Source organism: Variovorax sp. GW821-FHT09D07 (genome assembly GCF_059416345.1).
In genome coordinates, this window is sequence record NZ_JBWKOY010000003.1 from 593,900 (window position 1) to 615,102 (window position 21,203).

21 protein-coding genes are annotated in these 21,203 nt (G+C 67.8%); 16 read left to right on the plus strand and 5 right to left on the minus strand.

The window, feature by feature from the left end; genetic code table 11:
* Nucleotides 1-17 precede the first annotated feature (17 nt).
* From AC07OX_RS14175 to AC07OX_RS14185, 3 genes are read right to left on the minus strand one after another with little or no spacing between them, the layout of a single operon-like run.
* Nucleotides 18-575, minus strand: a complete 558-nt coding sequence (locus tag AC07OX_RS14175) for a TRAP transporter small permease (RefSeq protein ID WP_070060225.1) — start codon at nucleotides 573-575, stop codon at nucleotides 18-20.
* 9 nt (nucleotides 576-584) lie between these two features.
* Nucleotides 585-1,595 (minus strand): sialic acid TRAP transporter substrate-binding protein SiaP, encoded by a 1,011-nt coding sequence (locus tag AC07OX_RS14180; protein ID WP_070060224.1) that lies wholly within the window; start codon nucleotides 1,593-1,595, stop codon nucleotides 585-587.
* Between the two features lie 47 nt (nucleotides 1,596-1,642).
* Nucleotides 1,643-2,350 carry a FadR/GntR family transcriptional regulator gene (locus AC07OX_RS14185; RefSeq protein WP_062471117.1) on the minus strand — a complete coding sequence of 236 codons (708 nt, stop codon included), beginning with the start codon at nucleotides 2,348-2,350 and terminating at the stop codon, nucleotides 1,643-1,645.
* A 165-nt stretch (nucleotides 2,351-2,515) separates the two neighbouring features.
* Here AC07OX_RS14185 and AC07OX_RS14190 point away from each other — a divergent pair, with 165 nt between their 5' ends.
* The 3 genes from AC07OX_RS14190 to AC07OX_RS14200 are packed head-to-tail and all read left to right on the plus strand — an operon-like array spanning nucleotide 2,516 to nucleotide 4,886.
* The gene (locus tag AC07OX_RS14190; RefSeq protein WP_495261844.1) at nucleotides 2,516-3,250 is read left to right on the plus strand and encodes an SDR family oxidoreductase; all 735 of its coding nucleotides are present in this window, start codon (nucleotides 2,516-2,518) and stop codon (nucleotides 3,248-3,250) included.
* Nucleotides 3,247-4,002: an SDR family NAD(P)-dependent oxidoreductase gene (locus tag AC07OX_RS14195; RefSeq protein ID WP_495261845.1), complete on the plus strand. Its 756-nt coding sequence runs from the start codon at nucleotides 3,247-3,249 to the stop codon at nucleotides 4,000-4,002. The genes AC07OX_RS14190 and AC07OX_RS14195 overlap by 4 nt, the downstream gene beginning before the upstream one ends.
* A gap of 35 nt (nucleotides 4,003-4,037) precedes the next feature.
* A complete protein-coding gene (locus AC07OX_RS14200; protein WP_062471108.1) occupies nucleotides 4,038-4,886 on the plus strand; it encodes a fumarylacetoacetate hydrolase family protein in 849 nt (282 codons plus the stop codon).
* On the opposite strand, the gene AC07OX_RS14205 is transcribed toward AC07OX_RS14200, so the two are convergent.
* Complete coding sequence (locus AC07OX_RS14205) at nucleotides 4,876-5,763, minus strand: LysR family transcriptional regulator (protein WP_495261846.1); 888 nt, start codon at nucleotides 5,761-5,763, stop codon at nucleotides 4,876-4,878. The two genes, AC07OX_RS14200 and AC07OX_RS14205, sit on opposite strands and share 11 nt — an antisense overlap.
* Before the next feature lie 115 nt (nucleotides 5,764-5,878).
* Here AC07OX_RS14205 and AC07OX_RS14210 point away from each other — a divergent pair, with 115 nt between their 5' ends.
* The 12 genes from AC07OX_RS14210 to AC07OX_RS14265 all read left to right on the plus strand — a co-directional run bounded on the left by AC07OX_RS14210 (nucleotide 5,879) and on the right by AC07OX_RS14265 (nucleotide 18,840).
* Nucleotides 5,879-6,637 (plus strand): SDR family oxidoreductase, encoded by a 759-nt coding sequence (locus AC07OX_RS14210; protein WP_495261847.1) that lies wholly within the window; start codon nucleotides 5,879-5,881, stop codon nucleotides 6,635-6,637.
* Nucleotides 6,638-6,786: 149 nt separating this feature from the next.
* The gene (locus AC07OX_RS14215; protein ID WP_495261848.1) at nucleotides 6,787-7,491 is read left to right on the plus strand and encodes a TetR/AcrR family transcriptional regulator; all 705 of its coding nucleotides are present in this window, start codon (nucleotides 6,787-6,789) and stop codon (nucleotides 7,489-7,491) included.
* Between the two features lie 75 nt (nucleotides 7,492-7,566).
* Nucleotides 7,567-9,363 carry an acyl-CoA dehydrogenase C-terminal domain-containing protein gene (locus tag AC07OX_RS14220; RefSeq protein ID WP_070060218.1) on the plus strand — a complete coding sequence of 599 codons (1,797 nt, stop codon included), beginning with the start codon at nucleotides 7,567-7,569 and terminating at the stop codon, nucleotides 9,361-9,363.
* A 43-nt stretch (nucleotides 9,364-9,406) separates the two neighbouring features.
* Nucleotides 9,407-9,841, plus strand: a complete 435-nt coding sequence (locus AC07OX_RS14225; protein ID WP_495261849.1) for a DUF2147 domain-containing protein — start codon at nucleotides 9,407-9,409, stop codon at nucleotides 9,839-9,841.
* Nucleotides 9,842-9,877: 36 nt separating this feature from the next.
* Complete coding sequence (locus AC07OX_RS14230; protein ID WP_159278636.1) at nucleotides 9,878-12,277, plus strand: 3-hydroxyacyl-CoA dehydrogenase/enoyl-CoA hydratase family protein; 2,400 nt, start codon at nucleotides 9,878-9,880, stop codon at nucleotides 12,275-12,277.
* 11 nt (nucleotides 12,278-12,288) lie between these two features.
* Nucleotides 12,289-13,488 (plus strand): acetyl-CoA C-acyltransferase, encoded by a 1,200-nt coding sequence (locus tag AC07OX_RS14235; protein ID WP_062471086.1) that lies wholly within the window; start codon nucleotides 12,289-12,291, stop codon nucleotides 13,486-13,488.
* 56 nt (nucleotides 13,489-13,544) lie between these two features.
* Nucleotides 13,545-14,450: an alpha/beta hydrolase family protein gene (locus tag AC07OX_RS14240; protein WP_495261850.1), complete on the plus strand. Its 906-nt coding sequence runs from the start codon at nucleotides 13,545-13,547 to the stop codon at nucleotides 14,448-14,450.
* Nucleotides 14,451-14,482: 32 nt separating this feature from the next.
* Entirely contained in the window at nucleotides 14,483-15,322 is an 840-nt protein-coding gene (locus AC07OX_RS14245; RefSeq protein WP_062471080.1) for an acyl-CoA thioesterase, read from the plus strand.
* A 4-nt stretch (nucleotides 15,323-15,326) separates the two neighbouring features.
* The gene (locus tag AC07OX_RS14250; protein ID WP_495261851.1) at nucleotides 15,327-16,073 is read left to right on the plus strand and encodes an SDR family oxidoreductase; all 747 of its coding nucleotides are present in this window, start codon (nucleotides 15,327-15,329) and stop codon (nucleotides 16,071-16,073) included.
* 55 nt (nucleotides 16,074-16,128) lie between these two features.
* A complete protein-coding gene (locus tag AC07OX_RS14255; protein WP_495261852.1) occupies nucleotides 16,129-16,722 on the plus strand; it encodes a 2-hydroxychromene-2-carboxylate isomerase in 594 nt (197 codons plus the stop codon).
* A gap of 39 nt (nucleotides 16,723-16,761) precedes the next feature.
* The gene (locus AC07OX_RS14260; RefSeq protein WP_307582871.1) at nucleotides 16,762-17,526 is read left to right on the plus strand and encodes an enoyl-CoA hydratase; all 765 of its coding nucleotides are present in this window, start codon (nucleotides 16,762-16,764) and stop codon (nucleotides 17,524-17,526) included.
* A gap of 195 nt (nucleotides 17,527-17,721) precedes the next feature.
* Nucleotides 17,722-18,840 (plus strand): ABC transporter substrate-binding protein, encoded by a 1,119-nt coding sequence (locus tag AC07OX_RS14265; protein ID WP_139701560.1) that lies wholly within the window; start codon nucleotides 17,722-17,724, stop codon nucleotides 18,838-18,840.
* Between the two features lie 7 nt (nucleotides 18,841-18,847).
* On the opposite strand, the gene AC07OX_RS14270 is transcribed toward AC07OX_RS14265, so the two are convergent.
* The gene (locus tag AC07OX_RS14270; protein ID WP_070060209.1) at nucleotides 18,848-19,291 is read right to left on the minus strand and encodes an acyl-CoA thioesterase; all 444 of its coding nucleotides are present in this window, start codon (nucleotides 19,289-19,291) and stop codon (nucleotides 18,848-18,850) included.
* 42 nt (nucleotides 19,292-19,333) lie between these two features.
* On the opposite strand from AC07OX_RS14270, the gene AC07OX_RS14275 reads away from it, so the two are divergent.
* On the plus strand, nucleotides 19,334-21,169 hold the full coding sequence (locus AC07OX_RS14275; protein ID WP_495261853.1) for an ABCB family ABC transporter ATP-binding protein/permease: 1,836 nt from the start codon (nucleotides 19,334-19,336) through the stop codon (nucleotides 21,167-21,169).
* Nucleotides 21,170-21,203 lie beyond the last annotated feature (34 nt).

The window sequence follows — 21,203 nt, forward strand, 5'->3', positions numbered from 1 at the left end:
GGAGTGGGGTTGCGACCTCAGCGGTCGTCGATCGTGGATTCGGGCCGCTCCAGCACGCAGTAGCCGCGGCGCCAGTGCACCACGCTCACCTGCACCGAGCGCACGCACATGGCGACGAAGCCCAGCAGGCACACGCCGTAGACGATGTTCATCGGCAGGTCGACGATGGTCATGCTCGCGTTGTTGCCGATCTTGAGCATCATCTGCACCGTCATGACCACGGCCGCCGCGAAGAACGCCGTGCGCAGCACGTCGACCAGCAGGCCCAGCGCACGGCCCATGGCCGGCGGCATGTGGCGGTAGAAGAAGTCGACCTGGATGTGGTTGTTGCGCGCCACGCCGATCGACGCGCCCACGAACACCGTGCCCACCAGCAGGTAGCGCGCGATCTCCTCGGTCCAGGAGGCCGAGTCGTTCAGCACGTAGCGCGTCACGAACTGGTAGAGCACCGTGAGGCCCAGCACCCAGAAGATGCCCAGGGCGGCCCAGGCCTCCACGGTGGTGCCGGACAGGTCGACGGCCTCGTCCTTGGCGTGGAACTCGCCGTCGTCGCCCAGCAGCTTGTCGTCGCTCATCGTGTGGCCTTACTTGATCGCGATGATGCGGTCGTAGTCCTGCTGGCGGTAGCCGTGGTCGGTGGGCTTGGTGTTCTTGAGCACGGCCTCGCGGAACGCGCCCTTGTCGACCGTGATCACGTTGTTGCCCTTCTTCTTGAACTCCTCCACCAGCCGGGTCTCGGAGGCGATGATCTCGCGGCCGGTCTTCTCGGCGGCTTCCTGCATCACGTCGTTGAACATCTTCTTCTCGTCGGCGCTGAGCTTGGCCCACAGCTGGCCCGAGACCACGGTGAGCAGCGAGTCGACGATGTGGCCGGTCAGCGAGATGTTCTTCTGCACCTCGTAGAACTTCTTGGCCTCGATGGTGGGCAGCGGGTTCTCCTGCGCATCCACGGTGCCGCTTTGCAGCGCGAGGTAGACCTCGGCGAAGGCGATCGGCGTGGCATTGGCGCCCAGCGACTTGGGAAAGGCCAGGTAGGCGGGCGCGTCGGGCACGCGGATCTTCAGGCCCTTCATGTCCTCGGGCTTGCTCACCGGCTTGGCCGCGCTCGAGGTGACGTGGCGCGCGCCGTAGTAGTTGAGCGCCGTGATGTGGTTGCCGGTCTTGTCGTCGTAGCCCTTGGCGAGCTCCTTGAACACGTCGCTCCTGGCGTACTTCAGCTGGTGCTCCGCGTCGCGGAAGATGAACGGAAAGTAGGTGATGGCCAGCGGCTTGTAGCTGTTGCCCGCGAAGCTCGCGCCGGTCAGCACGATGTCGACCGTGCCCAGCGTCAGGCCCTGGTTGATGTCGGCTTCCTTGCCCAGGCTGGAGGCCGGGAACACCTGGATGTCGTACTTGCCGTTGCTGCGCTTCTTGATCTCCTCGGCCGCCCACACCGAGTACTTGTGGAAGGGCTCCGAGGTCTCGTAGACGTGCGCCCACTTGAGCTTGGTCTGCGCCGAGGCGATGCCCGATACGCCCAGCGCGCCGGCCGCGAGGGCGCAGGCGGCCAGGGCCTTGAGGGCGGTGCGTTTGCTGTTCTTGCTGCTGCTGATCATGGGGTGTGTCTCCGTTGTAGTGAACTGGCAGGAAGGCTGGCGAGGAATCAGGCGGGCTTGGCGCGGCGCCAGCTCGCGCTGAAACGGTGGTGCGAGTTGTCCATGTGCGTGTGCATCGCGCTGCGCGCGGCGTCGGCGTCGCGCGCGGCAATGGCGTCGCGGATCGCCTCGTGCTCGGTGATGGCGGCGCGCCACGAGGTCACGGTCTCGAAGTAGCCGCCCAGCCGCGTGAAGATCGGCCCGCGGCGTGAATCCCAGAAGCCCTGCACCGTCTCGACCAGCACCACGTTGCCGCTGGCGCCGACGATGGCCAGGTGAAAGGCGCGGTCGCCGTCCAGCGGCATGACGTTGCGGTCGGCCATCTCGCGCATGGTGGCGATGGCGCGCGTCATCGCGTCCACATCCTTGCGCTTGCCCGAGAGGGCGGCGATGGCGGCGGTCTCGCCCTCGATCACGCGGCGTGCGCGGATCAGCTCCAGCGGCCCCCACTCGGTGGGCGCCACCGGCGCGCTGGCGCGGTGCGAGCGGTCGAGCACGTACACGCCCGAGCCGGTGCGCACCTCGACCCAGCCCTCGACCTCCAGCGCGATGAGCGCTTCGCGCACCGAGGGCCGGCTCACGCCCAGCTGCTTGGCCAGGTCGCGCTCGGCGGGCAGGCGCGCGCCCACGTCGAATTCGCCCTTGGCGATCAGCCCCCGGAGCTGGTCGGCAATCTGGCGATAGAGGCGTTGGGGTTCGACGGTCTGGAGCGGCACAGGAGCAGGCAGTGGGTGCGGGCGAGGCGGTGGATCGGCTTAAGGGTTGTCCTGAATTGGACAAGTGGTAAGGCCAATTCAGAATACGGCGATTCACAGATGTCACCCATCGGGCCTAACCCGAACCCACCCCGCATCCGCAGAACACCCCAGGAGACACCGACCATGAGATTGAAGGGAAAGACCGTGCTCGTCACCGCCGCCGGCCAGGGCATCGGCCGCGCCAGCGTGCTGGCGCTCGCGGCCGAGGGCGCCCATGTGTGGGCCACCGATGTCAACGAGCAGTTGCTGTCGGCCTACGCCGGCGTGGCGAACGTCTCGGCCCTGAAGCTCAACGTGCTCGACAAGGCCGCCATCGGCGCGGTCGTGGCGCAGCTGCCCACGCTCGACGTGCTCTTCAACTGCGCGGGCGTGGTGCACAACGGCACCATCGAGCAGGCCGGCGACGACGACCTCGACTTTGCCTTCCGCCTCAACGTGCGCGCCCAGATGTGGACCATCCAGGCCGTGCTGCCCGGCATGCTCGCGGCCGGGCGCGGCAGCATCATCAACATGGCCAGCGTGTGCTCCAGCATGAAGGGCCTGCCCAACCGCTTCGTCTACGGCACCACCAAGGCGGCCGTGCTCGGCCTCACCAAGAGCGTGGCGGCCGACTACGTGGCCCGCGGCATCCGCTGCAATGCCGTGTGCCCGGGCACGGTCGACACGCCCTCGCTGGGCGATCGCATCAACGCCAACGCCGACCCCGAGGCCGCGCGCAAGGCCTTCGTGGCGCGCCAGCCCATGGGCCGGCTCGCGCAGGCCGAGGAGATCGCGCCGGTGGTGGTGTTCCTGGCGAGCGACGAATCCATCTTCGCCACCGGCCAGTACTTCACGGTCGACGGCGGCATCACGATATGAACCGGCTCGATTTCGAAGGCCGCCACGCCGTGGTCACCGGCGGTGCCACGGGGCTGGGCTTCGGCATCGCGCAGCGGCTCGTCGCCTCGGGCGGCAGCGTCACGCTGTGGGACCGCGACGAGGCCGCCGCGGTGCGCGCGGCCGAAGCGCTGGGTGCCAAGGCCTTCGCATTGAAGGTCGACGTGACGCAGCAGCCCTCGGTCGCAAAGGCCGTGGCCGCCACGCTCGCGCACGCGCCGCGCATCGATGCGCTGGTCAACAGCGCCGGCATCACCGGGCCCAACGTCAAGCTGTGGGACTACCCGGTGGACGAGTGGCGCCAGGTGATGGAGGTCAACGTCAACGGCGTGTTCCTGTGCTGCCGCGAGGTGGTGGCGCAGATGCGCAGGCAGGGCACGAAAGGCGAAGGCCGCATCGTCAACATCGCCTCGGTGGCGGGCAAGGACGGCAACCCCAACGCCAGCGCGTACAGTGCGAGCAAGGCCGCCGTCATCGGGCTCACCAAGTCGCTCGGCAAGGAGCTGGCCGACACCGGCATCCGCGTGAACTGCGTGACGCCCGCGGCGGTGAAGACCGCCATCTTCGACCAGATGACCCCCGACCACATCGCCTTCATGCTTTCGAAGATTCCCATGGGCCGCTTCGGCACCGTGGAAGAGGTGGCGGCGATGGTCGGCTGGCTGTGCACCGACGATTGTTCGTTTTCCACCGGCACGGTCTTCGACCTCTCCGGTGGCCGCTCCACCTACTGACCCCATTCCCTATTTCAATGCACTGAAAGGAACGCATGAAACTCGTCCGCTACGGCAACCCCGGCAAAGAGAAGCCCGGCCTCATCGACAACGAAGGCAAGCTGCGCGACCTGAGCGCCGTCGTCAAGGACATCGGTCCCGACCAGCTCGGCGATGCCGCCCTGGCCAAGCTGCGCAAGACCAAGCTCGACAAGCTGCCGCTGGTCAAGGGCAAGCCGCGCTTCGGCAGCCCGGTGGCCAACGTCGGCAAGTTCATCGCCATCGGCCTGAACTACGCCGACCACGCGGCCGAGTCGGGCCTGCCGGTGCCCAAGGAACCCATCGTCTTCATGAAGGCCACCAGCTGCATCCAGGGCCCGAACGACCCGGTGATGCTGCCCAAGGGCTCGGTCAAGTCCGACTGGGAGGTCGAGCTCGGCGTGGTCATCGGCACGAAGGCGCGCTATGTGTCGCAGAAGAGCGCACTCGATTACGTGGCCGGCTACTGCACCATCAACGACGTGAGCGAGCGTGAATACCAGATCGAGCGCGGCGGCACCTGGGACAAGGGCAAGGGCTGCGACACCTTCGGCCCCATCGGCCCCTGGCTCGTCACGCGCGACGAGATCGAGAACCCGCAGAAGCTCGCGATGTGGCTCGACCTGAACGGCCAGCGCGTGCAGACCGGCAGCACCAAGACCATGATCTTCAGCGTGGCCAAGCTCGTGAGCTACGTGAGCCAGTTCATGACGCTGATGCCCGGCGACGTGATCACCACCGGCACGCCGCCCGGCGTCGGCATGGGCATGAAGCCGCCGCTGTTCCTGAAGAAGGGCGACGTGATGACGCTGGGCATCGAAGGCCTGGGCGAGCAGCGCCAGGAAGTGGTGCCCTTCAAGCTCTGAGTACGCGGACCAGCTCGTCGTACACCAGCCGCACGCGCGCCGGCACCGGCGCGCGCTGCGGGCGGTAGACGTGGATCGGCCAGGGCTCGGGCGCCTCGGCCGCCAGCACCTCCACCAGCGCACCCGATTGCAGCCACGGCTGCGCCAGCGGCCCGATGAGCTGGCCGAAGCCGATGCCCGCCAGCACCGCGGCGCATTCGGCGTCGATGTTGTCCGTCACGAACGCGGGCGACGACACGGTGAACACCCGTTTCTTGCTGAAGGCCCACGGCCAGGGGCGGCCCGAGCTGTGGTCGATCAGCGCCGTCACCGGCAGCCCGGACAGCGCATCGACGCTGCGCGGCGCACCGACCCGCTCGACGAGTGCGGGTGAGCCCACCACACACAGCGACATCTTTCCCACACCCCGGGCCACGAAGCGCGCGTCGCGCATCGGGCCGACGCGCACGCCGAGGTCGATCTGCTGGTCGACCACGTCGGCATGCTGCTCCGACAGCCGCAGGTCGAGCACCAGCCCGGGATGCTGCGCCAGCAGCGGCGCCAGCGCCTGCGGAATCAGCCGGGCGTACACATGCGGCGCCGTGACCCGCACCGTGCCCGTGTGCTGCGACAGCGCGCGCCGGTCGATGCGGTGAAAAAGTTCGTCCACGCCGCCCACGGCCACGCGGGCGCGCTCGGCCAGCTGGCGCCCGAAATCGGTGAGCTGCACGCCGCGCGTGCTGCGGTGAAAGAGCGGCTCGCCCAGCTCTTCCTCGAGTTCGCGCACCGCGCGCGTCACCACCTGCGGCGACACCGACAGGCGCACGGCCGCCTCGCGGAAGTTGGCGGCATCGGCGGCGGTGAAGAACACGCGCAGGGCTTCGAGGCGGTTGGACATGGGGTGTTCCTTAATTCCTGAATGTGGAATTCTGAAGTCGCCAGAGTTTCATTTACTGGAACGCGTGGATTTTCCACACTGCATGCACTTCTTCAACACACCCCAAGGAAATTCCATGACCTCCATTCAAGACAACATCCAGGGCAAGGTTGCCATCGTCACCGGCGCCAGCAGCGGCCTGGGCGAATCGACGGCGCGCCACCTGGCCGCGCGCGGCGCCAAGGTGGTGCTCGCGGCCCGCCGCACCGACCGGCTCGACCAGGTCGTCGCCGAGATCCGCCAGGCCGGCGGCGAAGCGATCGCCGTGGCCACCGACGTGGCGAAGCGCGCCGACCTGGAAAAGCTCGCGGCCGCGACGGTCGAGGCCTTCGGCCGCATCGACGTGCTGGTCAACAACGCGGGCGTGATGCCGCTGTCGCCGCTGGACAAACTCAAGGTCGACGAGTGGGACCGCACCATCGACGTCAACATCAAGGGCGTGCTCTACGGCATCGCCGCCGTGCTGCCGCGCATGCAGGCGCAGGGCAGCGGCCACATCGTGAACGTCGCCTCGATTGCCGGGCTGAAGGTGTTCACGCCCATCGGCACGGTCTACAGCGCCACCAAGCACGCGGTGCGCGCCATCTCCGAAGGCCTGCGCGTGGAGGTGGGCAACAGCGGCGTGCGCGTGACCATCGTGTCGCCGGGCGCGGTGGACTCGGAACTCAAGTTCGGCAGCAGCGACGCCGAGAGCGCCGCCGGCGTGAAGGCCTTCTACGACGCCAACCAGATCCCCGCCGACTCGGTGGCGCGCGCCATCGTCTACGCGGTCGAGCAGCCGGCGAACGTGGACATCAACGAGGTCGTGCTGCGGCCCGTGTCGCAGGAGTTCTGATCCCGCCGGGCAAGGGCGCGGCCCCCTGGCGGTCGCCCCTTGCTTTGGCTAACCTTTATTAACCCACCGCAGCCCAAGGTCATTTGCGGTCAAAAGTGCAAAGCCCCTGCAAAATAGAACGACCGTTCGTTTTATTCGGAGCTTTCACGATGTCTGCCACCGCCGTTCCCGCCAAGCCGGCCCGCGCCGCCCCCAAAGGCCAGCAGACCAAGGCCATCATCGTCGACGCCGCGCTGGCGCTGGCCGCGCAGATCGGGCTCGAGGGCCTGTCGATCGGCGCCGTGGCCGAAATCACCAAGATGAGCAAGTCGGGCGTGTTCGCCCACTTCGGCTCGCGTGAAGAGCTGCAGATTTCCGTGGTGCGCGAATACCACGCGCGCTTCGAGCAAGAGGTGTTCTTCCCCGCGCTCCAGGCGCCGCGCGGCCTGCCGCGCCTGCGCGCCATGTTCGCCAACTGGATGAAGCGCACCTCGACCGAGATCGACTCGGGCTGCATCTACATCAGCGGCGCCTCCGAATTCGACGACCGCCCGGGCCCGGTGCGCGACGCGCTGGTCGAGTCGGTCAGCATCTGGCAGGCCGCCGTGCTGCGCGCCATCGTGCAGTCCAAGACCGAAGGCCACCTGCGCGCCGACGCCGACGAGCGCCAGGTCGGGTTCGAGATCCACGGCCTGATCCTCGCGCTGCACTACGAAGCCCGCTTCCTGCAGGTGCCCGGCTCCATCGGCCGCGCCAACGTCGGCTTCGACAACATCCTCGCGCGCGCCGCCACGCCGGACGCGCCGCCTGCTTCCAACGCCGCCGAGGCCGCGCCCGCCGCGCGCGGCACGCGCCGCCTCAAGACCGTGCGCTGAGCGCCACGGCCGCCCGTTTCGTTTTTCCGTTTTCGTTTTTTCCAATCTATCTAGCTTCGACCAGGAGAGTCCCGGATGCCTACCTACAACCCCCCCGTGCGTGACATGCAGTTCGTGCTGCACGAAGTGCTCAACGTCGCCGAGGAACTCAAGGCACTGCCGGCCCACGCCGAGACCGATGCCGACACCATCAACGCCGTGATCGAAGAGGCCGGCAAGTTCGCCGCCGAAGTCACCTTCCCGCTGAACATCAGCGGCGACGAAGAAGGCTGCGTGCTCGACAAGGCCACGCACGAAGTCAAGACGCCCACCGGCTTCAAGGACGCCTACGCCAAGTACGTCGAAGGCGGCTGGCCTGCACTGTCGTGCGACCCGGCCTTCGGCGGCCAGGGCCTGCCGTTCGTGGTCAACCAGTGCCTGTTCGAAATGCTCAACAGCGCCAACCAGGCCTGGACCATGTACCCGGGCCTGTCGCACGGCGCCTACGAGGCACTGGCCGCGCACGGCACCGACGACCAGAAGAAGACCTACCTGCCCAAGCTCACGAGCGGCGAGTGGACCGGCACCATGTGCCTGACCGAACCCCATTGCGGCACCGACCTGGGCCTGCTGCGCACCAAGGCCGAGCCGCAGGCGGACGGCACCTACCGCATCACCGGCAGCAAGATCTTCATCTCGGCCGGCGAGCACGACATGACGAGCAACATCATTCACCTGGTGCTGGCCCGCCTGCCGGACGCGCCCAAGGGCAGCAAGGGCATCAGCCTGTTCGTGGTGCCCAAGTTCCACGTCAAGGCCGACGGCTCGCTGGGCGAGCGCAACCCGATCTTCTGCGCCGGCCTGGAGCACAAGATGGGCATCCACGGCAACGCCACCGCGCAGATCGTGATCGAAGGCGCCACCGGCACGCTGGTGGGCGAGCCCAACAAGGGCCTGGCCGCGATGTTCGTGATGATGAACGCCGCCCGCCTGGGCGTGGGCAACCAGTCGCTCGGCCTGACCGAAGTGGCTTATCAAAATGCGCTGGCCTACGCCAAGGACCGCATCCAGATGCGTTCGCTGTCGGGCGTGAAGGCCAAGGACAAGGAAGCCGACCCCATCATCGTGCACCCCGACGTGCGCAAGATGCTGCTCACGGCCAAGGCGTATGCCGAAGGCGGCCGCGCGCTGCAGATCTTCTGCACGCTGCTGCTCGACAAGGAACACAACCACCCCGACGAGAAGGTGCGCAAGGACAGCGGCGAGCTGGTCGCGCTGCTCACGCCCATCGTCAAGGCCTTCATCACCGACAACGGCCACATCGCGACCAATTCGTGCATGCAGGTGTTCGGCGGCCACGGCTTCATCAAGGAATGGGGCATGGAGCAGTTCGTGCGCGACAACCGCATCAACATGATCTATGAAGGCACCAACACCATCCAGTCGCTGGACCTGCTGGGCCGCAAGATCCTGGGCAACAACGGCGCCTCGCTCAAGAAGTTCGGCAAGCTCGTGGCCAAGCTGGTGGAAGAAGAAGGCGTGAACGAGAAGATGGCCGAGTTCATCAACCCGATCGCGATGCTGGGCGACCAGCTCACCAAGTTCACGACCGAGATCGGCTTCAAGGGCTTCCAGAACCCCGACGAAGTGGGCGCCGCCGCCGTCGACTACCTGCGCGTGGCCGGCCACTTCGTGTTCGGCTACCTGTTCGCCCGCATGGCGCAAGTGGCGCTGCGCGAGATCGCCGCCGGCAACAACGATCCGTTCTACGTCGCCAAGCTGCAGACCGCACGCTTCTACTTCGCCAAGCTGTTCCCCGAGACCGTGATGCTGATGCGCACCGCGCGCGCCGGCAGCAAGGTGTTGATGGACACCGACGCAGCACTCGCTTAAGCGACACACAGCCTTTCTTCATCGACCCACCGGGAGCCCGCTCATGAAAGCAATGCTTGCAGCCGTCTTGTTCACCGTCACCGCCGTCTCGGCCATGGCCCAGAGCACGCCGGTGGGCCTGTGGCGCAACGTCGACGACAAGACCGGCGAGGCCAAGGCCGAGATCCGCATCGCCGACGCCAACGGCGCGCTGCTCGGTCGCATCGAGAAGTCGTTGAAGAAAGACACCAAGCCCGACGCCACCTGCGACGAATGCGCCGACGACCGCAAGGGCAAGCCCATCGCGGGCCTGGAGATCATCCGTGGCGGCAAGAAGGCCGAGGGCAAGGACGTCTGGGAAGGCGGGAAGATCCTCGACCCCGAGAACGGCAAGGAATACCGCGCGAGCTTCACGCCGATCGACGGCGGCAAGAAGCTCGAGGTCCGTGGCTACCTCGGCCCGTTCTGGCGCACCCAAACCTGGAACCGTGTGCAGTAACTCCGCGCACAACCTATCCAAGAAATACCAAGCAACATGTCCCGATTTCAAGTGAAGAAGGTCGCCGTGCTCGGCGCCGGCGTGATGGGCGCGCAGATTGCCGCCCACCTCGTCAACGTGCGCGTGCCTGTCGTGCTGTTCGACCTGGCCGCCAAGGAAGGCCCGAAGAACGGCATCGTCACGCGCGCCATCGACAACCTCAAGAAGCTCAAGCCCGCGCCCCTGGGCGACGTGGCCGACGCGGGCCTGATCGAGCAGGCCAACTACGAAGACGACCTGGCCAAGCTCGGCGAGTGCGACCTCATCATCGAGGCCATTGCCGAGCGCATGGACTGGAAGCTCGATCTGTACAAGAAGATCGCGCCGCACGTGGCCAAGCACTCGATCCTGGCCTCGAACACCTCGGGCCTGTCGATCACCAAGCTCAGCGAGGCGCTGCCTGAAGCCCTGAAGCCGCGTTTCTGCGGCATTCACTTCTTCAACCCGCCGCGCTACATGTTCCTGGTGGAGCTGATCAACACGCCCACCACGCAGCCGCAGGTGCTCGATGACCTCGAGGCCTTCGTCACCAGCACGCTCGGCAAGGGCGTGGTGCGCGCGCACGACACGCCCAACTTCATCGCCAACCGCGTCGGCATCGCCGGCATGCTGGCCACGTTGAAGGAAGTCGAGAAGTTCGGCCTCACGCCCGACGTGGTGGACGACCTCACCGGCAAGAAGCTGGGCCGCGCGAGCTCGGGCACTTTCCGCACCGCCGACGTGGTGGGCCTGGACACCATGGCCCACGTCGTGAAGACGCTGCAGGACAACCTGAATGCCGAGACCGATCCGTTCTACGCCAACTTCGCGACGCCGCCCGTGCTCGCCAAGCTGCTGGAGCTGGGCAACCTGGGCCAGAAGACCAAGGCCGGCTTCTTCAAGAAGGCCGGTCGCGACATCCTGCGCTTCGACCTGAAGAGCGGCGAGTACGTGCCCGCCGGCGCGAAGGCCGACGAGGTGTACGGCCGCATGCTCAAGAAGCCCGCGGGCGAGCGCCTGAAGCTGCTGCGCGAGAGTGAAGGGCCGCAGGGCCAGTTCCTCTGGGCGATCCTGCGCGATGGTTTCCACTACGCCGCCGTGCACCTGGCCGACATCGCCGAGAGCGCGCGCGACATCGACTTCGCGATGCGCTGGGGCTTCGGCATGAAGCAGGGCCCGTTCGAGCTGTGGCAGGAAGCCGGCTGGGCGCAGGTCGCCAAGTGGGTGCAGGAAGACATCGACGCCGGCAAGGCACTGAGCACCGCACCGCTGCCGAAGTGGGTCTTCGAAGGCCCGGTCGCACAAGCCGGCGGCGTGCACACGCCCGAAGGATCGTGGAGCGCCTCGCAGAACAAGTTCGTGCCGCAGCGCAAGCTGCCGGTGCACGACCGCCAGCTGTTCCCCGAGAGCGTGCTCGGCGCCAACGCGGCCGATGCCAACACGGCCGGCACGACGATCAGCGACGAAGGCGATGTGCGCGTGTGGACGCTCGACGGTGAAGTGCTCATCGCGAGCATCCAGTCGAAGATGCACGCCATCAGCCCCGACGTGGCCGAGGCGCTCGGCGCCGCGGTCGACCTGGCCGAAGCCGAATACAAGGGCCTGGTGATCTGGTCGCCCGACGAGGTGTTCTCGGTCGGCGCCGATCTGCAGGCGATGCTGCCGGCCTTCGTGGTCGCGGGCATCGGCGCGGTCGAAGGCGCGGAGGAAGAGCTGCAGAACGTCATGCTCAAGATCCGCTACGCCAATGTGCCGGTGATCTCCGCCGTGCGCGGCATGGCGCTGGGCGGCGGCTGCGAGCTGGCCATCCACTCGGCCAAGCGCGTCGTCGCGATGGAAAGCTACATCGGCCTGGTCGAAGTGGGCGTGGGCCTGATCCCCGGCGCGGGCGGCCTGACCTACATCGCTCGCCGCGCGGCGGAAAACGCATCGGCGTCGACGGGCACCGACCTGCTGCCGTTCCTCACCGAAGGTTTCACCGCCGCGGCGATGGCCAAGGTCGGCACCGGCGCGCTCGACTCGAAGAAGCTGGGCTACCTGCTCGACAGCGACGTGATCGTGCCGAACAAGGACGAGCTGCTCTACGTGGCACTGCAGCAGGCCAAGGCCATGGCCGACGCCGGCTACCGCCCGCCGCTTCGCCGGACCTTCCGCGTGGCGGGCCGCAGCGGCGCCGCGACGATCAAGGGCCAGTTGGTGAACATGCGCGACGGCGGCTTCATCAGCGCGCACGACTTCCACATCGCCAGCCTGATCGCGAACGTGGTCACCGGCGGCGACGTGGACGCGGGCTCGCTCGTGACCGAGGAATACCTGATGACGCTGGAACGCAAGGCGTTCTGCTCGCTCATCGTGCACCCCAAGACGCAGGAACGCATCATGGGCATGCTCAGCACCGGCAAGCCCGTGCGCAACTAAGGACAGATTTCATGAGCAAGCAAGTACAAGACGCCTACATCGTCTCCGCCACCCGCACGCCCATCGGCAAGTCGCACCGCGGCTACTTCCGCAACTACCGTCCCGACGACCTGCTCGCGACCACGCTGAAGGCCGCACTCGCTGCCGTGCCGGGCCTGGACCCCAAGGCCATCGAAGACATCATCTGCGGCTGCGCGATTCCCGAATCGCAGCAGGGCCTGAACGTCGCGCGCATCGGCGCGGTGCTGGCCGGCCTGCCGACCAGCATCGGTGGCATCACCGTGAATCGCTTCTGCGCTTCGGGCCTGTCGGCCGTGCAGATGGCGGCGGACCGCATCCGCGTCGGCGAGGCCGACGTGATGATCGCGGCCGGTGTCGAGAGCATGAGCATGGTGCCGATGATGGGCAACTCGCCCTCGCTGTCGCCCTCGATCTTCGAGCGCGAAGGCGACGTGGGCATTGCCTACGGCATGGGCCTCACGGCCGAGAAGGTTGCGCAGCAGTGGAAGGTGAGCCGCGAGGCGCAGGACGCGTTCGCGCTGGCCTCGCACCAGAAGGCACTGGCCGCGCAGGCCGCCGGCAAGTTCGCCGACGAGATCACGCCGATCGAAGTGACCGACCGCACGCCGAACCTGGAAACCGGCGAGTCGATCGCCAAGACCCGCACCGTGAGCCTGGACGAAGGCGCACGCCCCGACACCAGCATCGAAGGCCTGGCCAAGCTGCGCACCGTGTTCGCCGCGCGCGGCACGGTGACGGCCGGCAACAGCTCGCAGACCTCCGACGGCGCAGGCGCGCTGATCCTGGCCAGCGAAAAGGCCATCAAGCAGTACGGCCTCACGCCGCTCGCGCGCTTCGTGAGCTTCGCCAGCAAGGGCGTGCCGCCGCACATCATGGGCATCGGCCCGATCGAGGCGATTCCGGCTGCGCTGCGCTATGCGGGCCTGAAGCACGAGGACATCGACTGGTTCGAACTCAACGAAGCCTTCGCCGCGCAATCGCTCGCGGTGATGAACACGCTGGGGCTCGACCCGTCGAAGGTCAACCCGATGGGCGGCGCCATTGCACTGGGCCACCCGCTGGGCGCGACCGGCGCGATCCGCGCAGCCACCGTGGTGCACGCGCTGCGCCGCGAGAAGCTGAAGTACGGCATGGTCACGATGTGCGTGGGCATGGGCCAGGGCGCTGCAGGAATTTTTGAACGCGTCTGATCCGTCCGACCCCGGGACGCCCTAGCAAGGGGCCGCAGAACGAAGGAGACCACGGAATGCAAGCCCTGCAACTGCCGGTCGACGCCGGCGCCCACGTGGCGGTGCGCCGCTACGACCCCGCCGGCGTCCCGCGCGCCAGCATCGTCATCGGCGGTGCGATGGGTGTGCGCCAGTCGTTCTACGAGCCCTTCGCGCATTGGCTCGCGGGGCAGGGCCTGCGGGTCTGGACCTTCGACTACCGCGGCAGCGGCGACTCGCTCGGCGATGCGCCGCTGCGTGGTTTCCAGGCCGACCTGTTCGACTGGGCGCGCGACTACGAGGCGGTGATCGACGCCGCCAAGGCCGCGCTGCCCGACCAGCCGCTGTACCTGCTGGGCCACAGCCTCGGCGCGCAGCTGCCGGGTTTCCTCCAACGGCCCGGGCAGGTCGACGGCCTCGTGAGCATCGCGGCCGGCAGCGGCTACTGGCGCGAGAACGCGCCGAAACTGCGGCGCAGCATCCTGTATTTCTGGTTCGTGCTGGTGCCGCTGGCGACGCGCCTGTGGGGCTACTTCCCGGGCCGCAAGCTGAAGAAGGTCGGCGACCTGCCGCGCGGCGTGATCCTGCAATGGCGCCGCTGGTGCCTGAACCCGCGCTACAGCGTGGGCGCGGAAGGCGAGCCCGCGCTGCAAAGCTATGCGCGCGTGCGCTTCCCGGTGCTCGCGCTCTCGATGACCGACGACGAACTCATGACGCATGCGGGCACGCGCAGCCTCGTGAGTTTTTATGCAGGCGCACCGAGCGCGGTCGAGCGCATCGCGCCGGCCGACGTGCAGGCGCGGCGCATCGGCCACTTCGGTTTCTTCCGCGAGCAGTTCAGCCAGAGCCTGTGGCCGAGCACGCTCGACAAGCTGCATCGGCTCGCGGCACTGACCGCGCCTGCGGCAGTGCAGCACGCCAACGTCCCGCACACGACTGCGTGACGTCATCCTCCGCAGGCACACTGGCGATCACCATGAGCAGCACGACCCCACACCCCCTCGACAAAGCCCTGGCCCTGCACCACAGCGACATCCGCGTGGGGCACTTCACGGGCACCACGAGTCCCGACTACTGGAACATGGTCGGCCCGTTCGGCGGCACCACCGCGGCGCTGGCGCTGCAGGCGGTGCTCCAGCACCCCGACCTGCTCGGCACGCCCATCGCGCTGACCGTCAACTACGCGGCCGCGCTCGGCGAAGGCGCGTTCGACATCCAGGCCACCGCCGTGCGCACCAACCGTTCGACGCAACACTGGACGGTGACGATCACGCAGCCCGGCGCCGACGGCACCGCGAACATGACGACCACCGCCACCGTGGTCACGGCCGCGCGCCGCGACACCTGGAGCCAGGCCGACCTCACGATGCCCGAGGCGCCGAAGCCCGAGGCGGTCGATCGCATCCGCATCGGCCCGTCGGGCGTGGCCTGGCTCGAGCAGTACGAGATGCGTCCCTTCAGCGGCGGCATTCCCGCCAAGTGGGACGGCAGCCTGCAGCACAGCGAAACCCGCCTGTGGGTGCGCGACGCGCAGGCGCGACCGCTCGACTTCGCCTCGCTCGCCGCGTTGAGCGACGTGTTCTATCCGCGCGTGTGGCTGCGCCGCGCCACGCACGTGCCCGCGGGCACGGTGTCGATCACCACGTACTTCCATGTCGGCGCCGCCGAGCTGGCCGAGGTCGGCACGGGCTACCTGCTGGGCTGCGCGGCGGGGCAGCAGTTCTTCAACGGCTTCTTCGACCAGAAGGCGCAGCTGTGGAGCGAGAAGGGCGCGTTGCTCGCCACGTCCAACCAGATCGTTTACTACAAGGAATGACGCGATGACGCTCACCAAGGCCGCTCTCATCGTCGGCGCGGGCGACGCCACCGGCGGCGCCATTGCCCGCCGCTTCGCGCGCGAGGGCTACGCCACCTGCGTCACGCGGCGCAGCCTCGACAAGCTGCAGCCGCTGGTGGCGCAGATCGAGGCCGACGGCGGCCGGGCCCACGCCTTCGCCTGCGATGCACGCAAGGAAGAAGAAGTGGTGGCGCTCATCGAGCAGATCGAATCGACCGTCGGGCCGATCGAGGTGATGGTGTTCAACATCGGCGCGAACGTGCCCGAAAGCATCCTCACCGAAACCGCGCGCAAGTACTTCAAGGTGTGGGAGATGGCCTGCTTCTCGGGCTTCCTCAACGGCCGCGAAGTGGCCAGGCGCATGGTGGCGCGCGAGATGCCAGCCGGCGGCCACCGCGGCACGATCATCTTCACCGGCGCGACGGCCTCGCTGCGCGGCGCCGCCAACTTCGGTGCCTTCTCGGGCGCCAAGATGGCCCTGCGTGCGTTGGCCCAATCGATGGCGCGCGAGCTGGGGCCGCAGGGCATCCACGTCGCGCACGTCGTGGTCGACGGCGCCATCGACACCGAGTTCATCCGCAGCAACTTCCCCGAGCGCTATGCGCTGAAGGACAGCGACGGCATCCTGAACCCGGACCACATCGCCGACAGCTACTGGATGCTGCACGCGCAGCCGCGCGATGCGTGGACGCACGAGCTGGACCTGCGCCCCTGGTCCGAGAAGTTCTGACCGGCGCCGCGCTACGCATCGCATCGCGGCGCACAGCCCCAAGGAGACGACACCCATGACGAAATCCGTCGCGTTCTATTTCGACGTCGGCAGCCCCGCCGCCTACCTGGCCGCCACGCAGCTGCCGCACGTGTGCGCCGACACCGGCACCGAGCTGGTCTGGAAGCCCATGCTGCTGGGCGGCGTGTTCCAGGCCACGGGCAACCATTCGCCCGCCGAGATCAAGGCCAAGGGCCCGTACCTCACGACCGACCTGCAGCGCTTTGCAAAGCGCTATGGCGTGCCCTTCGTGCACAACCCCCACTTCCCGATCAACACGCTGCTGCTGATGCGCGGCGCCACCGGCGTGCAGATGAAGATGCCCGAACGCTTCGGTGCCTACATCGACGCGGTGTTCCATGCGATGTGGGTCGAGCCGAAGAACCTGAACGACCCCGCGACCGTCGGCGCCGTCTTGCAAAATGCGGGCTTCGACGCCGCGGGCCTGCTCGCGCTGGCCGGCGCGCAGGAAGTGAAAGACCGCCTCAAGGCGGTCACGCAGGAGGCGGTGGAGCGCGGCGTGTTCGGCGCCCCCACCATGTTCGTCGGCGACCAGATGTTCTGGGGCCAGGACCGCCTCGATTTCGTCCGCGAAGCCATCGACGCTTGAGCGCGTCGCCCCCCGTTTTACCTACCCAAGGATCTTTCCATGAGCGACATCCTCGTCCACACCGAAGCCGGCGTGATGACCATCACCTTCAACCGCGTCGACAAGAAGAACTCGATCACCAGCAGCATGTACGCCGCGCTGGCCGATGCGCTCGCCACGGCCGAGAGCGAAGCGGCCGTGCGCTGCGTGCTGATCCAGGGCGACCCGACGATCTTCAGCGCCGGCAACGACATCGGCGACTTCCTCAACGCGCCGCCCGCCAACACCGAATCGCCGGTGTTCCGCTTCCTGCGCGGCATCGCTACCTTCCCCAAGCCCATCGTCGCCGCCGTGTGCGGCCCGGCCGTGGGCATCGGCACCACGATGCTGTTCCACTGCGACCTGGTCTACGCGGGCGACAACGCGGCCTTCTCGATGCCTTTCGTCAACCTGGGCCTGTGCCCCGAGGCCGCGTCGAGCCTGCTGGTGCCGCAGATGCTGGGCTACCACCGCGCCGCCGAAGCCCTGCTGCTGGGCGAGCCCTTCATGGCCGAGGCCGCGCTCGAAGTGGGCCTGGTCAACCGTGTGGTGCCGCCGACCGAAGCCAACGGCATCGCCCAGACGCAGGCGCGCAAGCTCGCGGCCAAGCCGCTGAGCGCGCTGATCGAGACCAAGCGCCTGCTGAAGAAGGCGCAGATGCCCGCCGTGCTCGAACGCATGGGCGAAGAAGGTGCGAGCTTCGGCCGCATGCTGCGCGAGCCCGCTGCCAAGGAAGCCTTCGGTGCTTTCATGGAGAAGCGCAAGCCCGATTTCTCGAAGGTCTAAGCCTTCCGTGGACTTGCCTGCGGACGGTGCCTGCGTACACTGTTCCTCGTGCCTGCTCCAGACGTCAACCTGCCCACAGCGCCCGCCACGCGGGCGATGCGTGCTACTGAAAAAGTAGCATTCGGGCCGACGCGCCGGCATGCTTTGGGCTTACTCGCGGGCTCGCTCGCGGCGCCCTCGCTGGTGCTGGCGCGCGTGCGGCCGTTGCGCATCGGGGTCATCGGCTCGTGGTCGGGACCCTATGCAGGCGGCGGGCGCCAGTTCGATGCCGGCATGGCGGTCTGGCTGGCCGACCACAAGCAGCAGATCGCGGGCCGGCCGGTCGAGCTGCTGCGCCGCGACGTGCCCGGCAGCGCGCCCGAGCAGGCGCGGCGCCAGGCGCAGGACCTCATCGAGAGCGAGCGCGTCGACCTGCTCACGGGGCTGGACTTCAGCTCCAACGCCTACGCCGTCGGCACCGTTGCCACGCAGGCGCGCGTGCCGACCGTCATCATGAACGCCGCCTCCTCGGGCATCCCCGGGCGCTCGCCGTTCATGGTGCGGGTGTCGTTCACCATCGCGCAGGTCACGGCGCCGCTGGCGCGCTGGGCGCTGCAGCAGGGGCTGCGCGACGTGTGCACCGTGGTGGCCGACTACGCCTCGGGCGTCGACGCCGAAAGCGCCTTCGTCTCCGGCATCACCGCGGGCGGCGGGCGCGTGGGCGCGATGCTGCGCGTGCCGCTGAACACGCTCGACTACTCGGCCTACATGCTGCGCCTGCGCGAGCTCAAGCCGCAGGCCGTGTTCTTCTTTTTGCCGTCGGGCCAGATGCCGGCCATCTTCCTGAAGTTCTGGCGCGACCGCGGCATGGCCGACACCGGCATCCGCCTGCTCGCCACGGGCGACGCGACCGACGACCACTACCTGGACGGCATCGGCGAACTGGCCGAGGGGCTGGTCACCAGCCACCACTATTCCTTCGCCCACGAGTCGCCGGCCAACCGGCGTTTCGCGGGCGCCTTCGAGACCGAGTACGGCAGCCACCTGCGCCCGGGCTACTTCGCCGTGGCGGCGCACGACGGGCTCGCGGCCATCGACGCCGCATTGAGCGCGCCGGGTGCGCGCGGCGGCAAGGCGGGGGCCGAGCGGCTGGTGGATGCGTTCCGCGGCCTGCGGCTGGACAGCCCGCGCGGGCCGGTCGAGATCGACGCCCACACGCGCGACGTGGTGCAGTCGGTCTACATCCGCCGCGTGGAGCGGCGCGACGCGCGCTGGATCAACCGCGAGTTCGAGTGCTTCGAGCGCGTGCGCGACGCCGGCATGGGCGTCGCCTGAAGGCGGCTCAGGCCGCCGGCTGCTCGATGGGACGGGGGCGGCCGTTGTCGTCGATGGCGACGTAGGTGAAGGTGGCCTGCGTCACCTTGATGTACTCGCCCTGGGCGCGGAAGCGCTCGGCGAACACCTCGACCGTCACGGTGATCGAGGTGCGGCCCACGCGCACCAGCTTCGAATAGAACGAGAGGATGTCGCCCAGCCGCACCGGCTGCTTGAAGATGAACTCGTTGACCGCCACCGTGGCCTGGCGGCCCTTGGCGTAGCGCGCCGGGATCACCGAACCGGCCAGGTCGCACTGCGCCATGACCCAGCCGCCGAAGATGTCGCCGTTGGCGTTGCAGTCGGCCGGCATCGGGATGACCTTGAGCACCAGCTCCATGTCGGTGGGCAGGCTCTTGAGGGTGGCGGCGGCGGCCGCTGCGGCGGAAGCGGCACTGGAAGGGGAGGACATGGGCACAATCTGAAGCAACAACAACACCCACGATTGTCCCCCATGCGCCGAAGCGGCGAAGCCCTTTCCTCCTCTCCCCATGCGCCCGGCGGCCATCCGCCTGCGCGCTCCGACCGTTCCGACTGGGCGACCCTGCGCCGCCTGTTTCCCTACCTCTGGCAGTACAAGTGGCGGGTGATCGCCGCGCTCGGCTTCATGATCGCGGCCAAGGTGGCGAACGTGGGCGTGCCGGTGCTGCTCAAGAACCTGGTCGACACGATGACGCCCAAGCCCGACATGGCGCAGGCGCTGCTCGTCGTGCCGATGGCGCTGCTCGTGGCCTACGGGCTGCTGCGCTTTTCGACATCGCTGTTCAACGAGCTGCGCGAGCTGATCTTCGCCAAGGCCACCGAGGGCGCGGCGCGCAGCATCGCGCTGCAGGTGTTCGGCCACCTGCATGCGCTGAGCCTGCGCTTTCACCTGGAGCGCCAGACCGGCGGCATGACGCGCGACATCGAGCGCGGCACGCGCGGCGTGCACTCGCTCATCTCGATGTCGCTGTACAGCATCGTGCCCACCATCATCGAGCTGGCGCTGGTGCTGACCATCCTGGGCGTGAAGTTCGACGCGCTGTTCGTGTGGATCACGGGCGCGGCGCTGGTGCTGTACATCACCTTCACCGTGACGGTGACCGAGTGGCGCACGCAGTTCCGCAAGACCATGAACGAGCTCGACTCGATGGCGCAAAGCCGCGCGGTCGATTCGCTCCTGAACTACGAGACCGTCAAGTACTTCAACAACGAGGAGTTCGAGGCGAAGCGCTACGACGCCAGCCTCGACCGCTACCGCAAGGCCGCCATCAAGAGCCAGCGCACGCTGAGCATGCTCAACACCGGCCAGCAGCTGCTGATCGCCGTGAGCCTGGTGCTGATGCTGTGGCGCGCCACCTCGGGCGTGGTCGAAGGGCGCATGACGCTGGGCGACCTGGTGATGGTCAACGCCTTCATGATCCAGCTCTACATTCCGCTCAATTTCCTGGGCGTGATCTACCGCGAGATCAAGCAGAGCCTGACCGACCTGGACAAGATGTTCGTGCTGATGGAGAAGGAGCGCGAGGTGCGCGACGCGCCCGGTGCGCAGCCGCTGGCGAGCGTCGACTCGACCGTCCGCTTCGAAGACGTGAGCTTCGCCTACGAGCCCGACCGCCCGATCCTCAAGCATGTGAGCTTCGAGATTCCTTCCGGCAAGACGGTGGCCGTGGTCGGCCCGTCGGGCTCGGGCAAGTCGACGCTGGCGCGGCTGCTGTACCGCTTCTACGACGTGCAGCAGGGCCGCATCACCATCGGCGGCGAAGACATCCGCGCCGTGCAGCAGGCCAGCGTGCGCCGCGCCATCGGCATCGTGCCGCAGGACACGGTGCTGTTCAACGACACGGTCGAATACAACATCGCCTACGGCCGCCCCGGCGCCACGCGCGACGAGGTCGAGGGCGCCGCACGCGCCGCGCGCATCCACGACTTCATCTCGGCCACGCCCAAGGGCTACGAGACGACGGTGGGCGAGCGCGGCCTGAAGCTCTCGGGCGGCGAGAAGCAGCGCGTGGCCATCGCGCGCACGCTGCTGAAGAACCCGCCGATCGTGATCTTCGACGAGGCCACCTCGGCGCTCGACTCGGCCAACGAGCGCGCGATCCAGTCGGAGCTGCGCAGCGCCGCGCAGGGCAAGACCACGCTGGTCATCGCGCACCGCCTCTCGACCGTGGTCGAGGCGCACGAGATCCTGGTGCTCGAATCGGGCGTGATCGTCGAGCGCGGCACGCACGCCGATCTGCTGGCCCAACAGGGCCGCTACGCGCAGATGTGGGCTTTGCAGAAGAGCGAAGCAGTGCCGATGCTCTAGCCCGATCATTCACCCCTTCTTTCTTTTCACCGAC